Annotated in this window: 13 protein-coding genes and 1 pseudogene; 11 read left to right on the top strand and 3 right to left on the bottom strand. The window is 31.1% G+C overall.

Going from position 1 to position 16,391, the window contains the following annotated elements; all coding sequences use genetic code 11:
- Positions 1–1,335, bottom strand: a pseudogene (locus ACWGOQ_RS09800) (hypothetical protein); the annotation flags it as partial.
- Between the two features lie 448 nt (positions 1,336–1,783).
- Here ACWGOQ_RS09800 and ACWGOQ_RS09795 point away from each other — a divergent pair.
- The 11 genes from ACWGOQ_RS09795 (at position 1,784) to ACWGOQ_RS09745 (ending at position 13,522) form a co-directional block, all read left to right on the top strand.
- Entirely contained in the window at positions 1,784–2,938 is a 1,155-nt protein-coding gene (locus tag ACWGOQ_RS09795) for a glycosyltransferase family 4 protein (RefSeq protein ID WP_452057768.1), read from the top strand.
- Between the two features lie 189 nt (positions 2,939–3,127).
- Entirely contained in the window at positions 3,128–4,435 is a 1,308-nt protein-coding gene (locus tag ACWGOQ_RS09790; protein ID WP_452057767.1) for a phenylacetate--CoA ligase family protein, read from the top strand.
- Positions 4,436–4,691: 256 nt separating this feature from the next.
- Positions 4,692–5,297 carry a sugar transferase gene (locus tag ACWGOQ_RS09785; protein ID WP_452057766.1) on the top strand — a complete coding sequence of 202 codons (606 nt, stop codon included), beginning with the start codon at positions 4,692–4,694 and terminating at the stop codon, positions 5,295–5,297.
- Positions 5,298–5,322: 25 nt separating this feature from the next.
- Complete coding sequence (locus ACWGOQ_RS09780; RefSeq protein ID WP_452057765.1) at positions 5,323–6,420, top strand: hypothetical protein; 1,098 nt, start codon at positions 5,323–5,325, stop codon at positions 6,418–6,420.
- Between the two features lie 23 nt (positions 6,421–6,443).
- The gene (locus tag ACWGOQ_RS09775) at positions 6,444–7,940 is read left to right on the top strand and encodes an AMP-binding protein (RefSeq protein WP_452057764.1); all 1,497 of its coding nucleotides are present in this window, start codon (positions 6,444–6,446) and stop codon (positions 7,938–7,940) included.
- Between the two features lie 21 nt (positions 7,941–7,961).
- Complete coding sequence (locus ACWGOQ_RS09770; RefSeq protein WP_452057763.1) at positions 7,962–8,207, top strand: acyl carrier protein; 246 nt, start codon at positions 7,962–7,964, stop codon at positions 8,205–8,207.
- Positions 8,208–8,363: 156 nt separating this feature from the next.
- Entirely contained in the window at positions 8,364–8,969 is a 606-nt protein-coding gene (locus ACWGOQ_RS09765; RefSeq protein ID WP_452057762.1) for a sugar transferase, read from the top strand.
- A gap of 38 nt (positions 8,970–9,007) precedes the next feature.
- Positions 9,008–9,652, top strand: coding sequence for a NeuD/PglB/VioB family sugar acetyltransferase (locus ACWGOQ_RS09760; RefSeq protein WP_452057761.1), 645 nt, complete (start codon positions 9,008–9,010; stop codon positions 9,650–9,652).
- Between the two features lie 3 nt (positions 9,653–9,655).
- Entirely contained in the window at positions 9,656–11,233 is a 1,578-nt protein-coding gene (locus ACWGOQ_RS09755; protein WP_452057760.1) for an FAD/NAD(P)-binding protein, read from the top strand.
- A 43-nt stretch (positions 11,234–11,276) separates the two neighbouring features.
- Entirely contained in the window at positions 11,277–12,368 is a 1,092-nt protein-coding gene (locus ACWGOQ_RS09750) for a GNAT family N-acetyltransferase (RefSeq protein WP_452057759.1), read from the top strand.
- Entirely contained in the window at positions 12,365–13,522 is a 1,158-nt protein-coding gene (locus ACWGOQ_RS09745) for a GNAT family N-acetyltransferase (protein ID WP_452057758.1), read from the top strand. The genes ACWGOQ_RS09750 and ACWGOQ_RS09745 overlap by 4 nt, the downstream gene beginning before the upstream one ends.
- Positions 13,523–13,525: 3 nt before the next feature.
- On the opposite strand, the gene ACWGOQ_RS09740 is transcribed toward ACWGOQ_RS09745, so the two are convergent.
- Both ACWGOQ_RS09740 and ACWGOQ_RS09735 read right to left on the bottom strand, forming a co-directional pair.
- Positions 13,526–14,494, bottom strand: a complete 969-nt coding sequence (locus ACWGOQ_RS09740; RefSeq protein WP_452057757.1) for a hypothetical protein — start codon at positions 14,492–14,494, stop codon at positions 13,526–13,528.
- 30 nt (positions 14,495–14,524) lie between these two features.
- Positions 14,525–15,976 (bottom strand): MBOAT family O-acyltransferase, encoded by a 1,452-nt coding sequence (locus ACWGOQ_RS09735; protein ID WP_452057756.1) that lies wholly within the window; start codon positions 15,974–15,976, stop codon positions 14,525–14,527.
- Between the last annotated feature and the right edge of the window lie 415 nt (positions 15,977–16,391).

The raw sequence follows: 16,391 nt of genomic DNA, 5'->3' as shown, positions 1-16,391 counted from the left end.
TATTGCAAAAGTTTCTCCAGCAGCAGCAGATGCATTAAATCTGTTATTAATAATTTTAGTTTCGTTAGCAAGAGATAAAATACATCTTGTTTCTATATCGTTATCATCGATAGTTATTTTTTGTCCTATAGTTGCAGCGGTAAAACCAACTCTACTGTTAACTTCGGTATTTCTAGCAATAAGGATATCAAAAGCTAATTCATTTTCCATAAGAACTCCATTACTATCCCTGGTTCTAAATGCCTCAATATTTATAGCATAACCAACTTCTCCTCCATCAGATCCTGACATTGGTTGACCTATATTAGTAAATGTATTTCCCTCTATTAGAATATCTCGACCATCTGTAAGAGCAATTCCCATTCTCCTAATATCTTTAAATGTACAATTGATGACTTTTACATTAGTAGTAGGTTTATAACCTGGGTTAAAAGAAAAACCTAATGAATAAATAGCAATAGCGCCTTTAGAACCTTCTACAAATTGTACACCATCAATAGTAACATTTCTTCCCGAATGTATATGCATAAGGTGTGTTCCCTCCAAACCAACATCCTGAGGAGAATAAATCCTTTGATTTCTATCTCCGATGATGAAACCTCCAGAGATGGTTACATTGTCTGAATCTCTCACAGCAATAACAGCACCATTCTCTATACCGGATGCTGCAGGAAATTGACGTAGTTTAGTATTGTCAGACATTTTTAAATGAAAATTAGATGGTACATTTATAGCCTCTACAGACGCATAAAAATTTTGATTAGATGTTGTACTTGTAACCTTGGTAGTTTCAAAAAATGCATCAAAAACATTCGTTGTAAACGTAGTTCCCCCCATTTCTTTAATACGAAACATTAGTTTCTCAAACTCGGCCGTGTTTTTTAAGGCAATTTCAGAGGAGGTCTGTCCTTGTACAATATTTTCCCATCTGGATGCTACAAATCTAAAAGTAGTATTCTTAAGTAGTACTTCTCCTTGCGTATCTAAATCGTGATTTAAGAGTCTACCATCAATAGTTCCACCAGAGAATATCAATGTACCATTAAATATATCCCCACCTTCAAAATCAAAATTGACATTAGCGGGTAAATTAATCGTTTTTCCTTCTAAGTCCATTAAACAATCAATTGTAACTGTCGAATTTGCAACAATAGAAGAGAGGTCAAAGTCACAAGGGTTATCAGAAGTTATGTCTGTATCTTCTTCCTCTTCAATGTCATCATCTTCTTCAATAACTTCCTCTTCTTCAGCAATAATTTCTTCAATACTTTCAGTGCTACAAGAATAATAGAACACTGTCATTAAAATCAATAAAAAATAGGGCGATTTTTTCATTTGGATGGGGATATTTTTAGTTTTCAATTTCATAATTAACGGAACTTCATCGATACTATTGTGTATTATGTCGAAAAAAAAATGTTAAAATTCATGAAGCATAATTTATTGATACATAAACATTTAATACCATATGGTTTTACCGTAAACAAAATAAAAATTACCCAAAACTTAATTTAAAGTTATATAATACTAGGTAAGTAATGGAGTGTGGAGTATGAGTCATTAATTTGTGGCTTTATTCCCCCGAAATTATCGAAGATCTTAAATCATTTATAAGTTTTTTCTTACATTTAAGTGTGGTTTAAATTCCTGATCATGTAGTCCTATTTTATAAAGGAACTAATATATTGAATAAAATATGTTAAAAAAAGAATTAAAATAAAAATATTAATGAGTAGGTATATCTATATATTTGCATGCAAAATATACATTTTTATTCTATAAAGTGAAAAATAGGGGTAAGATTATTCGAGTCACAACTGTTCCAAGATCTTTGGGAGGATTACTTCAGGGACAGTTAAAATTTATGTCACAGTATTATGAGGTAATAGGTGTGTCTAGTAAAGAAGAAACTATTTTAGATAGAGTTGCCAAACAAGAGGAGGTGAAAGTAATTCCTGTAGAAATGACTCGTAAAATAACACCGGTACAGGATCTTAAAGCTGTTTACCGATTATATAAAGTTTTTAGAAAAGAAAAGCCTACTATTGTTCATAGTCATACTCCTAAAGCGGGTACGTTATCAATGATAGCAGCAAAATTTGCACGAGTCCCGCACAGACTTCATACAATAGCAGGTTTACCTTTGTTAGAAGCTACTGGAGCAAAAAGAGCGTTATTAGATACTGTAGAGAAGGTAACATATGCTTGCGCAACAATGATTTATCCTAATTCTTTTGGTCTTAACGATATTATTTTAGAAAATAAATATACCAGCCCTAAAAAGTTAAGGGTTATCGCTAATGGTAGCTCTAATGGAATAGACACCTCATATTTTGATCCTTCACAGTATTCAAAACAAGATCATACCAGATTAAAAGAAGAATTAAAAATTAATAAAGAAGATTTTGTTTTTGTATTTGTAGGGCGATTCGTAAAGGATAAAGGGATCAACGAATTAATAGCTTCATTTAAACTATTAAATAATAAGTATAAGAACACAAAACTTTTATTAGTAGGTACTTATGAAAGGGAGCTGGATCCTTTATTACCTAAGACTGAAAGTGAAATTGACAATAATCCAAATATTATTTCAGTCGGTTGGCAAAAGGATGTAAGACCATTTTTTGCAATATCAGATGCTTTAACTTTTCCTAGTTATCGCGAGGGTTTTCCTAATGTGGTAATGCAGGCTGGTTCTATGGGATTGCCAAGTATTGTAACGGATATAAATGGATGTAATGAGATTATTGCAGAAGGAGTTAATGGTACTATAATACCAGTTAAAAGCTCGGAAGCTCTTTATCAAGCTATGAAAAAATTTATTTCTGATAGTCAATATTGTAATCAGTTATCGTTAAAAGCAAGGAAGATGATTTGTGAGAAATACGAAAGAAAATTCGTTTGGAATGCTATTCTAGAAGAGTATCAACAATTATAAATGTTATTTATTTCGTCTGATTTTAAAAAACATTTTTTTATTTTAACCAAAACAAAAGTAACATCGTCATAATTATTTAGGTTCCACATATCTATCCCAAAGATATGTAGCGCTATTACGTTCATATTTCATGGATGCTATTATGTATTGATGATTCTGGAAATTATAGAATGAGCGTTAGTAGAGTGTATGAAAGTTAGTGAGAAAATAAGGTATATTTCTTTTTGGACGTTAGATTTTATAACAGGAAGTAAAGTAAAGAAGCATTACAGAGATATTAAAAACCTCTTAGAAAATACCAATCATAATGCTTCCATCAGTAAACAAAAAGAATATTTAGATGCGGTACTTACGCATTCGGTAGAGGCATCGACTTTTTATAAAGGTATTGATTCTTCGAACCTTCAAAACTTTCCGGTAGTTAATAAAGAAATAGTTAAATCATCTTACGAAAAATTCGAATCGTTGAAATATAGAAATAAAAAGAAAATTGGGGTATCTACTAGTGGATCCACAGGAGCTTCTTTTACAGTTTACCAAGATATCAATAAGAAGGCTAGAAATACCGCAGACATCATTTACTTTTCCGAGTTGTGTGGATTTTATTTAGGATATAGGTTATTTTATTTACGTTTTTGGAATATGTTCAAAAAGAAAAACAAATTAGAATCTTTTTTTCAGAACATAACTCCAATCGATGTATTTGATTTATCTCACGAATCAATTAAAGATTTACTAGTTATTTTGAAAAATGATACATCTAATAAGGGAATGCTTGGGTATGCTTCTTCATTTGATAAAATTTGTAAATACTTAGATACTGAAAATGCTGCCCCTGTTGATTGTAAACTAAAATCAGTAATAGGTATGTCTGAACATTTAGATCCATCAACAAAGGCGTCTATGAAGAAATATTTTGATGTGGATATGGTGTCCAGATATTCTAATGCTGAGAATGGAATGATTGCTCAGCAACCAATGGGTAAAGAATATTTTGAAATTAATTGGGCTAGTTATTATGTAGAGATCTTAAGTTTTACCAGCGATAACAGTGTAGAACCTGGAACATTGGGAAGAATAGTAATTACGGATTTATTCAACTACAATACGCCAATGATTCGATACGATACCGGTGATATTGGAATTCTGAATTATGTTAAGGAAAAAGACCAGTCAAAACTTGTTCTTACCAAGGTTGAAGGTCGAAAGATGGATATGATACATAATACCTCTGGAGAGATATTATCTACGAGCATCCTTTTGGTTATTAATAAATACAAAGAAGTAAAACAGCGACAAATCATCCAAAAAACTAACATGGAATATCTATTTAAACTAAAACTAGAAAATAGCACTTTTGAAAAAGAGAAAGAGTTTGTGGATGAGTTTAAAGGGTATCTGGGAGAAGATGCAATTATCGAACTGGAGTATGTCTCAGAAATACCTTTATTGGATTCTGGTAAACAAAGAGCAATTATTAACGAGGTTGCGTTGTAAACAATAGAAAAATTGAACTGTAAACACTTTTTATTTTTATTTAAAAAGTAGTTAAATTTAGTTAAAAAAGTAAAATATAGATTGTATATTTGCCACCGATTCTAAGATAGAATTATAGATATGATGATTACTGCATTCCCCTTGACAGATAAAAATCGTTATTCTACTGTATTTCCCCCGTTTTTTATGTAAAAAAGTATCACATGTAATTTATTCCGTGGGTCTGAGTGTAGTCATTTTTAAACTAGAAAATAAGGTGTATAAATATTTTTTTAAACGGGTTTTTGATTTCAGCGTTGCTTTAGTTTTGCTTTTTGTCAGTTTACCTATAGTTCTGTTGCTTATTACTTTTCTGGCGATAGCCAATAAAGGGAAACCATTTTTTGTTCAGAAAAGACCAGGTAAATCCGAAAAAATATTCAGTATTATCAAGTTTAAAACAATGAACGATTTAAAGGGTAAGGATGGTAATCTGTTACCTGATAAAGATCGAATGACAAGAGTTGGAACGTTCGTAAGAAAAACTTCATTAGATGAAATTCCCCAACTGATTAATGTAGTAAAAGGAGATATGTCGCTAATAGGTCCAAGACCTTTAATTAGTCAATACCTACCAGTTTATAACGAAACTCAGAAAAAACGGCACGATGTGAAACCGGGAATTACCGGTTGGGCTCAGGTAAATGGTAGAAATTCAATCACCTGGAAAAAGAAATTTGAATATGATGTGTGGTATGTGGAGCATTATAGTTTTTTATTAGATTTAAAAATATTAGGTCTTACCTTAAAAAAGGTTTTAAAAAAAGAAGATGTTAACTTATCCAATGAATTGACATCAGAATGGTTTAATGGTACTAACTAATTAATTTTATTGTAGTCAGAAGAGAATGAGTAAAGATATACAGATAATAGGCTTAACGAAAAAAATGCTGAGGGAAGCTATTGATAAAAATACGTATTGGAAAAGTGATCTCGCACCATTACCAAAGAGTAAAGCATTGTGGCTAATTGCCAATAACAGAGTCAACGATGATGATTATTGTGGTGTAATAGGATATGAAGGAGAGAAAATAATTTCGTTTATTTTTATGTTTCCGGATTTATTAAACGTAAAAGACGATAAACCAAAGAAAGTATACTGGATGATATCCTGGTGGGTACATAAATCATATAAAGACACCGTATTAGGAACTTACATTTATAATGAAGCTATAAATCTAACAGGAAAACAAATAGTGATTAAATCGTATGCAGAGAATGTAAATACGTTTTATGAAAAACAACCTTTCAAGGTAATAGCAGAAAGATTAAGACATACCATATTCTTTAGTCTGGATGCTTCTATGCTAATCGGAAGATTTAAATTTTTAAAGTCCTTTAAATTTATACTCGATCGAATTGATAGTTTTGTCGGTGCAATTATGAGAATGCTTAATTCATCTAAAATGAAGAATAATGTAAAGGTGCTTTCTTATGAATTTGTAAATCAGATAGATATAGATACTTGGGGATTTATTAAACCTCTTTGTGGTAGTGACTTGATTTATAAGACCAGAGAGTATGTAAATTGGCAAATAGATGCCAGTCAATATTTGCAGACTCCGGTTCCTAAAAAACATCCTCATATATCATTACAAACAGGTATCAGTAATAATATTTATATTCATAATCTAAAAATATTAAAGGAAAACAGAATCATTGGGTTTTTATCGTATGTCATTAATTATAATGAGTTTAATGTTAAGTATTTTTTAGTAGAAGATGAGAAGAACTATAATATGTGTGTAGATGCGTTAATGGAAAACTTTATTAAACAGAAAACAACGTTCTTATTTACGGATGATACCAAATTATCTGATAATATAACTAAAAGATACCAAACAATTTTCACACATAAAGTAATAAAAAAAGGGTTGGCTCATAATGATACAGCGATAGATTCTGAGAATTTTATGATGTTAAACCGTGATGGCCACTTTTATTAAACCAATTGCATAATCAACCACAAATGGAATTTGTAAAAAGACTACAGAAATCGATAGAAAAGAACTCAGCCAATAATGTATTATGTACGAATGGTACGTTCTATACTTACAAGGAGCTTGCTGAAGAAATTTCTAAAATAAGGACTGCAATTGCCGATACTGTAGAGGATTCAGAAAAGCTTATTGGTTTGGTAACTAATGATGACATACAAACCTATGCCAGTATGATTGCACTGTGGCTAGAAGGAAAAGCTTATGTTCCAGTAAATCCAGAAGTTCCATTAGAAAGGAATAGTAAAGTTTTTGAACTCACAGAAGCGAAGTATGTTATAGATTCTTCAGAAAGTTCTATATATAAGGATTATAAAGTAATTGCTTCTAAAAATTTACCGAATACTGAGATCAATTTAGTTCCTAAAGAACTCTTTGGTGACCAGTTAGCATACATATTGTTTACATCTGGCACCACAGGTTTGCCAAAAGGTGTCCCCATTACATTTGATAATCTACAGGCGTTGGTTGATGCTATTGATGCGGAACCAACATTCAATCTGATACCATCAGATCGATGTTTACAAATGTTTGAGCTTACCTTTGATTTCTCGGTTGTTACGTACTTGTTTCCTTTGCTATCTGGATCGTGTATGTACACTATTCCTAAAGGAGCAATAAAGTATTTCTATATTTTTAAACTAATTAATGAGGAGAAACTAACAGTGCTTACAATGGTGCCATCCATTATAAATTATTTGAGGCCGTATTTTAGAGAAATAAAGGCTCCAGATGTGAGGTATTGTAGTTTTGGTGGTGGAGCGTTACATAAGGATATTGCAAAGGAATGGAGTGACTGCATTCCGAATTGTAAAATATTCAATTATTATGGGCCTACTGAGTTTACAGTATACAGTGGATTTTATCCATATCATAAAGAAACAGATGCCAAGTCTCATAATGGTATCATTGCTATTGGGACACCACATAAAGACACACTATATCTGGTGGTAAATGAAAAGAATGAAGAAGTTGCTATCGGTGAAACAGGCGAGTTATGTTTAGGAGGCCCTCAAATAACACCTGGGTATTGGAAAAATGAAGAACGAAATGCTCAAAGTTTTTTCATCAAAGAAGAAAATGGAACAAAGGTTAGGTATTATAAAACAGGAGATCTTTGTGTAAAGGACGAAGAAGGTGATTTCTTATATGTAGGAAGAGCAGATTTTCAGGTAAAAATAAGAGGATATAGAGTAGAACTAGCTGAAATTGAATTTCACGCAAAATCCAAATCAGATAAGAAAGTGAATATGGTCGCACTAGATATAACTAATAAATTGGGTAATGCGGAGTTAGGTTTGGCTATCGAATCTGATGAGTTTGATACAGCATATATATTTGATCATATGAAAACGGTGATGCCAAATTATATGATTCCGATGCACGTGCGATTTATAAAAGAGTTTCCTCATAGTATTAATGGAAAAATTGATAGAAAGGAATTAAAGAAATATTTTAATATAAACTAAGCAACCAAAAATTACCAATTAATGAATAAAGAAGAAATTTTATCTAAAGTACGAACAGCATTCATTTCAGTATTAGAGCATGAAAACTTTGAACTTTCTGATGAGACCACTGCAAATGATGTGGACGGATGGGAATCCATCACACATATGATGATTATTACAGAAGTAGAGAAAACCTTCAGTATTAAGTTTAAATTAATGGATTTGATGAATATGAACAATGTAGGTGATTTAATAAAAAGCATTCAATCAGAATTAAAGCAGTAAAGTAACTTTGACCTCGATTTACTGATTTTTATCATAGTAAGATAGATGATAATCGATTCAGTTATTTATCGGAATATCATTTTATAAACAAATGGAGGAAATTGTAATCATCAATATAACAGGTTATGATTGGATTTTTATGAAAACAATAAGGATATGTATAAATCATTTATGAAACGTTTTTTGGATGTAGTGCTTTGTTTTGTAGGTGTCATCGTTTTATCACCCATAATAATAGTGCTTATGATGCTATTGGCTTTTGCAAATCGAGGGAAACCATTCTTTTTTCAGCCCAGACCAGGCAAAAATGAAAGGGTTTTTAAAATTATCAAGTTCAAAAGTATGAGTGATAAAAAAGACGAACATGGAGAACTACTACCTTTTGAAAAACGAATAACAAAAACAGGTAGTTTTATCAGAAAGTATTCATTAGATGAAATTCCACAGCTTTTCAATGTAATAAAAGGGGATATGAGTTTAATTGGCCCTAGACCGCTATTAATAAAATATTTACCATTGTATAATGATACTCAACGCAAGCGACATGATGTAAGACCAGGAATTACCGGATGGGCGCAGGTAAATGGGCGAAATGCGATCTCTTGGGATGAAAAGTTTAAACTTGATGTATGGTATACACAAAATGTAAGTTTTAAACTGGATGTAAAAATTATTATGATGACCATAAAAAAAGTACTGTTCAAAGAAGATATTAATAGCGATGAAAAAGTTAATATGCCTACTTTTACCGGTAATAATTAACCTAGTAAAATAAAAATAAATAAAACAAGATTGTAAAAGTGAAAAATGCTGTAATAATTGGTGCAGGAACGCAAGGACAAGTATATGCTTCGTATCTTAAGGAAGCTGGAGTTAATATCATCGGTTTTATAGATGATAATCCAGAGCTTGTGGGTAAAGAAGTAATCCATATACCTGTTATTGGTAAATATGAAGACTTATTCTTAAAAGAGTTTAAGAATAAAATACAAGATGTATATTGTCCAATCGGAGTAAATGCTGTACGCGTTACATATTTATCCACCTTAAAAAAAGAAGGATATGGTATACCTGGGTTCATACACAATACGGTATCGATTGCCCCAGATGTTACCATTGGTGAAGCCGTTTATATGCTGGCAGGTAATATCGTGATGCCACACACAACAATTGGTAATTATATTATGATCAATATGGATAGTACGATTGCACATCATGTAAATTTAGAAGACGGAGTGTTTATGTCTTCGGGCGTTAATATCGGAGCTTTAATCAATATCAGGAAAAATGCATATATCGGTATGGGCGTCACCGCAATGACAGGGGTTAAAGAAATAGGAAAAGAAACATTAATAGGGGCAGGAACAGTTATTATTAAAGATGTTCCAGAATACACTACAGTAGTTGGTAATCCGGCTCGCGTAATAAAAACAAATAAACCATAGTTTATGGATTTTGAAACTAACCACACAGATATCACCTTTATTGGGTCAGGTATCTCTTCTTCATTTACTATTTTATATTTTCTTGAACAATTAAAAACCAACCCGATTGACAAGAAAATATCACTAACCATTATTGATAAATACACTGAGTATTATACAGGAATACCATATGGAGAAAGATCAGGATTTTCTGTTCTTTTAATTACATCTTTAAAGAATTTCCTGCCAGAGCCAGAATTGGGTAAATTTATTAATTGGCTTAATATTAACAAAAAATGGTTGTTAGATGAATTTAGATTAGATGGAGGAGCATTATCCTTAGAATGGCTTTCTAAACATGAGAACAACATTCGAAATAACGAATGGGAAGATCTTTTTATTCCTCGTCGGTTTTTTGGTTGTTATATTGAAGAAAAAGCTAAGTCGTATATCAATGAAGCTCAGGAAAAAGGTAGTGTAACTGTAAATTACATTAATTCTGAAGTAATCGATTTAGATAAAAGAGGTGATAATTTCGCAATAGCTCTGAACAACGATCATAAAGTTATTTCCAAGAAAGTTATTCTTTCTGTTGGCTCTCTTCCAACGAGACACTTATGGAAAAAAAATGACCTAATTATCGATGAAAATTTGTTTTTCATTAATAATCCGTATAAGCCTTGTTTGAAGGAAGTATTAAATAAACTGGAGACATTTTTAGACGATAAGCCAGAAAAACAAATAAATGCTTTAATCGTTGGGGCAAATGCAAGCGGGTTAGAGATGTTATACAAGCTCAATGATCACAAACGTTTACAATCTAAAATAAATAAGTTTACACTAATTTCTACACAAGGATTATCGCCAGATTCAATTGTGGACGAACAAAGGAAAAAGAAATATTCTCCCAAAAATTTACTAAGACTTGTAACTCACGAAAGTTTAACTGCTAAACAAATAGCAGATGCGACTTACAGGGATTTAGATGTAGCTGACGAAATTCATTTAGGTGCAGCTTCTACTGTGAATATTATTTCAAAAGCATTTGGGTCATTATTAAAAAAACTAGATCAAGAAGAACTTAAAAAGTTTGCTTGTTTATACGGTAATGATATAGGACGAAGACAACGTTGCGCTGGATATCACTATTCTAAAACAATAGAAGCCTTAAAAAAAGTAAATCGCTTTACCCACATCGCAGGGAGGTTTATAACTATTAAGAAAAACTCTGAAGACACTTATTTTCTCGAATATCTGGATACTAAATCCGGTGAGAATAAAATTTCTGCGGATACAGTCCAAGTAGTTTTTAACTGTATTGGGAGTACAAATTTTACCGCACCCGATGTTCCAATATTATTGAAGAAAACTATAGAAAAGAAACTTTGTGTTCCTAATGAATCAAAAATAGGTTTTGAAGTTAACGAATCCTTAGAAGCATCAGATAATTTACATATTATAGGACCATTATTAGCTGGTAATATTTTTGAAGGAAAAGCTGTTTGGCACGTAGAACATTGTGGTAGAATTATATGGTTGTCAAATGTATTAGCCAGTAAAATACATACTTACTTTGCGCAAACTACTGTGAAAAATAAATAAAAAACAATCAATAAAAAGAATCATTCATATTAATACATTAGCATTGGAGGGAAACTACAAAATATTAATAAAGGATCTTGATGATAGTTCAGAGGTTTTAAAATATAAGTCACTTCTTAAAAAAGAATGGAATAATAATGTTTATTATTCTATAGAGCACTTGCGTCATTCTGAGAAAGATACAGACGAGTTAAGATGTTTTTTGTTTGAGAAAGATAAAACCCCTATTATTTTAATGCCATTTATATTAAGAAAAATTAAGATAAACGATAAGGAGTATCCATATAAAGATGTTATTAGCCCGTATGGTTATAGCGGTCCTTTATATAATAATCATATTTCATCAGAAGATCTTGCCAAATTTTGGAAATACGTAGATTCCTGGTATCAGGAAAATAATATCGTAACAGAATTTGTGCGTTTTAGTCTTAACGAAAATCACGATAATTATACCGGTTCTCTCATGAAAACATTGTCCAATGTAAAAGGTTGTTTATTAGACAATTTTGAGGATCAGTGGAATTCGTTTCTTCCTAAGGTGAGAAATAATTATAGAAAAGCGGTTAACTATAAGCTAACTTTCAAGGTGTACCACAAAGAACAGATTAGCAAACACGTGATTAAAACCTTTCATGATATTTATGTAGATACGATGACAAGAAACAAAGCCGATAGTATTTACTTCTTTTCTAATACTTACTTTGAAGATCTCATATTGTCAAATCTGGATAATTTTTCTATTGCTATTGCTTATTATAAGGATATACCTATTTCAGTAGAGCTAATCATTAATTATAATGATATAATCTTTGCATTCTTAGGCGGTACTAACGCTGAGTATTTTAGTTATCGGCCTAATGATTTTTTAAGAGTAAAAGTTATAGAATGGGCCATTGAAAATGGTAAAAAATATTACGTGCTTGGTGGTGGTATGAAGGATGGAGACGGATTATATAAGAATAAAAAATCCCTTTTCCCAAAGGATGATGATGTAATATTTTGTACAGGTAGAAAGGTTGTAAATCAACAGGTATATGATAAATTATGTTTGTTTTCAGATGAAGAATATAAAAGTATTAAAAATGAAGACCTGAAAAATTATTTCTTTCCATTTTATAGATTGAACAAAAGATGAAAAAGGAAAATATAGATTATTTTTTCGAAATTTTTGAAAAATGTTCAATACCAAAAATATTTTCGGAGGTGCATTCTGAAGGAGCAGAAGAGCGTTTAATTAACTCTGATTATGAAAGTAACTTAGTTGATAATCCAAATACTATTTATTCTATTTTCTTTATCCCGGATTATATAAAACCGATTATCAAAAGTGATAATTTTGTTATTAAAAAAACAATACAATTTTTTAAAGGGTACGCAATTTTTCTGGATGGTTTTGCTAGTGCGGATGCTTATATCAAGTATCGTTTTAGAAGCAATGCCAAAGGAATCAGAAGGCGTATCAAGCGATTAGAGACCTGCTTCAACATTTCTTATAAAACATACTATGGAGGTATTGAGAAAGAGGACTATGAGTTCTTTATGGATTCCTTAAAGAAAATGCTGATTAGAAGATTTAAACAACGTAATGATGTAAGTCAGAGTCTTTTGAGATGGGATCATTATAAGCAAATGTATTTTTCTCTTATCAATGAAAAAAAAGCTTCCATGTTTGTAGCCTTCGAGAATGATAAACCCATTATAGTTTCTCTAAATCATCATTTTCAGAATAGACTATTTAGTGCAATATCATCCTATGATATTGATTATTCTAAATTTAGTCTAGGTAGTGTAGAAATTTATAAAAAACTTGATTGGCTTATCGAAAATAATCATACGTCTTACGAGATGGGAATGGGTGACCTCAGTTATAAAAGAGAGTGGTGTAATCACATCTATAATTTTGAACATCAAGTAATTTATCCTAAAAAATCAATTGCCGCTTTTGTGAAAGGCAACATAGTATATCTTAAAACAGAACTGAAGGAGTATATTTATAAAGTAGCCTATGTTCGCTATAAAGAGTACAAAGCCAAGCGAAAGGATACTCCGGTTGAGATGACAGAAAAATATCAGATTTCTCCGTTGGAAGACGCTATATATGACAAGAGTTTATCAGTAATAGATTATAATAAAGAAACAAACGGTTCTTTAAGAAGGGTTGTTTTTGACTTTCTTTATGCAAGTATTGACAATGTTAATAATGTAAGAGTATTAGAAGTTTCTAATAAAGAAAAGATATTCCTAATTGTAGGAAAGTCTAAAATGCAAAAAGTTATTTTAAAAAATTGATTACTATTTAGTTATCTCTATTTCTTTAAAATATTTGGTTACGACTTTCGCAATCAAATCTCTTCCATGATTGTTCCAATGTCTATCATAAATTAGAGTTGTAGCACGTGTGCTTTCTCTAAAATATTCTGAAAAATCAATGTAAGCGAAGTCGTTTTTGTTTAAATAAGATAAAAAAACATCACTAGTAATTCTTGAATCTAAAAGAAGGGTAAAACGATCTTTATCGTATCCATAGATCTCAACAAGACTGTTGAAATTAGCTATATATTTATTTTCTTTTTCTTTTTTCAAACGTACTAATTCTTCTTCGTTTAATTCTTGTTTTTTCTTAGCAGGTTTTAGTAGGCTCCTGATTTTGTGTAATAACCGTTGTGGAGGATCTAAAATACCTATGCTTTTACAATAAACCAGTAATTTACTTTTTTTAAGAAGTCTATTTAGTGGAGATTCTAGCGCTAACCGACCAGTGACAACTTGGTATTCTCCTCTTGTTAGGTCATTAGAAAACTTGATCCCTAATACAATATGATCGATCGCTTCAAACTGTTCTTTATATGCATGAATAAGGTGTAATTGATCAGCAAAGTCATATCCTGCATATCCATATTCATAAACTTCAATTTCTGGTATAGATTTCTCTATCTTTTTACCAATAGAATTAAAATAGTTTTGATGAAATCCTTCTATAAATGAATCTCCTACTAGAGCAATCTCAATTTTATCTTTAGTTGGATTAAATTCTCTGTAAGAATTGTAACCTGAGTTATTTATATGATATTCAGAGAAATTTTGCCTTCTATTTCCTGTTACAGAAAAACCACACTGATTAGGCATCCATTTTTCTACTTTGTATTTATCCAGCATCCTGGTGGGTGTATCTTTTCCTAAATAAAAAACTCGCACGAATAGCTCTAATGAAATGAGTACCAGAAAAACATATAATGCACTTTTTAGAATAAGTTTTTTCATTTTTGAACTGTTTTAGTCAAGGACAATGTTTTAAAATTGAAAATAAATAAATGATCTGTCAATAGTATCATCAAAGAAAAGCAGCATTCCTAAAATTACTAAAGTATAGGCTATAAACCGTACAATTCTTGATTTAAACTTAAAAGGGGACCGCTCATCCCTTCGAATGCTAAACTCATACAATACAAAAATCCCTAACAACACAAAATAATCGATCATGCGATATCCTAAAGGATGCTGATATATTTCAAAACTAAAATTACTATATATTTGTTCTAAAAAACCAAAAGCATCCGTAATGGATTCTGATCTGAAAAACACTCTGGAAAATGTTACCAATAAAAAAGTAAAGAGTATTTGTATAAGTTCCTTTAACGAAGGAAACCATCTGTTTTCTGCAACTACGGTATTCATATACATTCGGTTACGCCCTGTTAGAAAAACAGGTATGTATAAAAGTGCATGAATTGCTCCCCAGGCGATAAACGTCCAATTAGCACCGTGCCAAAAACCACTTACCAAAAAGATAATAGCAATGTTTCTAACGGATTTTAATTTACTAACTCTACTTCCTCCAAGAGGAATATACACGTAATGTCTAAACCATGTTGATAAAGAAACATGCCAACGTTGCCAATATTCTGCTACATTTCTGGAAAAATTTGGAAACTTGAAATTGGACATCAGTTCGATTCCAAATAACTTAGCTGTACCAATTGCAATGTCAGAATAGCCGCTAAAATCCCCATAAACCTGAAAACTAAATAAAGTTACACCCAATAGTAGAGTAGAAGCGGGATAACTCCCATAATTGGCAAATATATCGTCAACTATAGGGGCGATCGAGTCTGCAATAGCTACTTTTTTAAATAATCCCCAAATGATTAATTTTAATCCTTCTGTACACTGTTTGTAATTAAAAGTTCTTTTTGTAGTGATTTGAGAAAGTAAGTTGGATGCTCTTTCTATTGGACCCGCAACCAATTGAGGAAAAAAACTAACAAATGTTGCAAACGAGATAAAATCTTTAGTAGGAGTAAGTCTTTTATAATAAATATCTAAAGAATAAGACATCGTCTGAAACGTATAAAAAGATATTCCAACAGGTAGTATAATCTGTAATGTCCAAGAACCACGTATTTCATAACCAAAGAAAGAGAAAAGATCTGTCCAGGAATCTATAAAGAAATTATAATATTTAAAAAAGCCTAAAAGTCCAATGTTGAATAGTACACTAACCCATAGCCAACTTTTTCTTTTCTTATTAGAATCACTATGATGAATATATTGACCAACTAAATAATCAACGATCGTACTTGCTAAAATTAAAAATAAGAAACGCCAATCCCACATTCCATAAAAAAGATAACTTGCTCCCAACACAAAAATGTTTTGAAGTCTTAGGTTTTTATGGAAGAAGAACCAATACGCGATAAAAACAATTGGTAAAAAAATAAAAAAATCTAACGAATTAAATAACATGAAAAACTATTAATATAAAATTCGAGGGAGTCTACCAATAAGGAATAACTATTATATAATTCCTTGAATTTTGAAGCAAGTAAATTTTACTTAATTAATTTAATAAATCAAGAATTATCTTCTTTTTTTTTAAATCTTTTATTAGGTAAGATAGTTTGCCTCTATAAATAAAATTAAGAGGGGTGAATGCCCTATGGAAAAGTAGGGTATTCACTGCTTATTTTATCAAATTTTACCGGTATAATTGCAGTGTTGAATGTAGAGATAGGATTATGTAAGAAATCACAACAATGTTTTTGGTAAGTGTTAGTTAAAAAACGTTAAAAATAATAGTTTTGGCGTAATAGGTTAAACAAAACTAAGGTTTTTGCAGGTTTTTACTTGTTCTAATCACCTAAACAGATCATACTTTTCT

The sequence above is a fragment of the Aquimarina ulvae genome, assembly GCF_053613295.3.
This window is presented reverse-complemented; position numbering and strand designations above follow the sequence as displayed.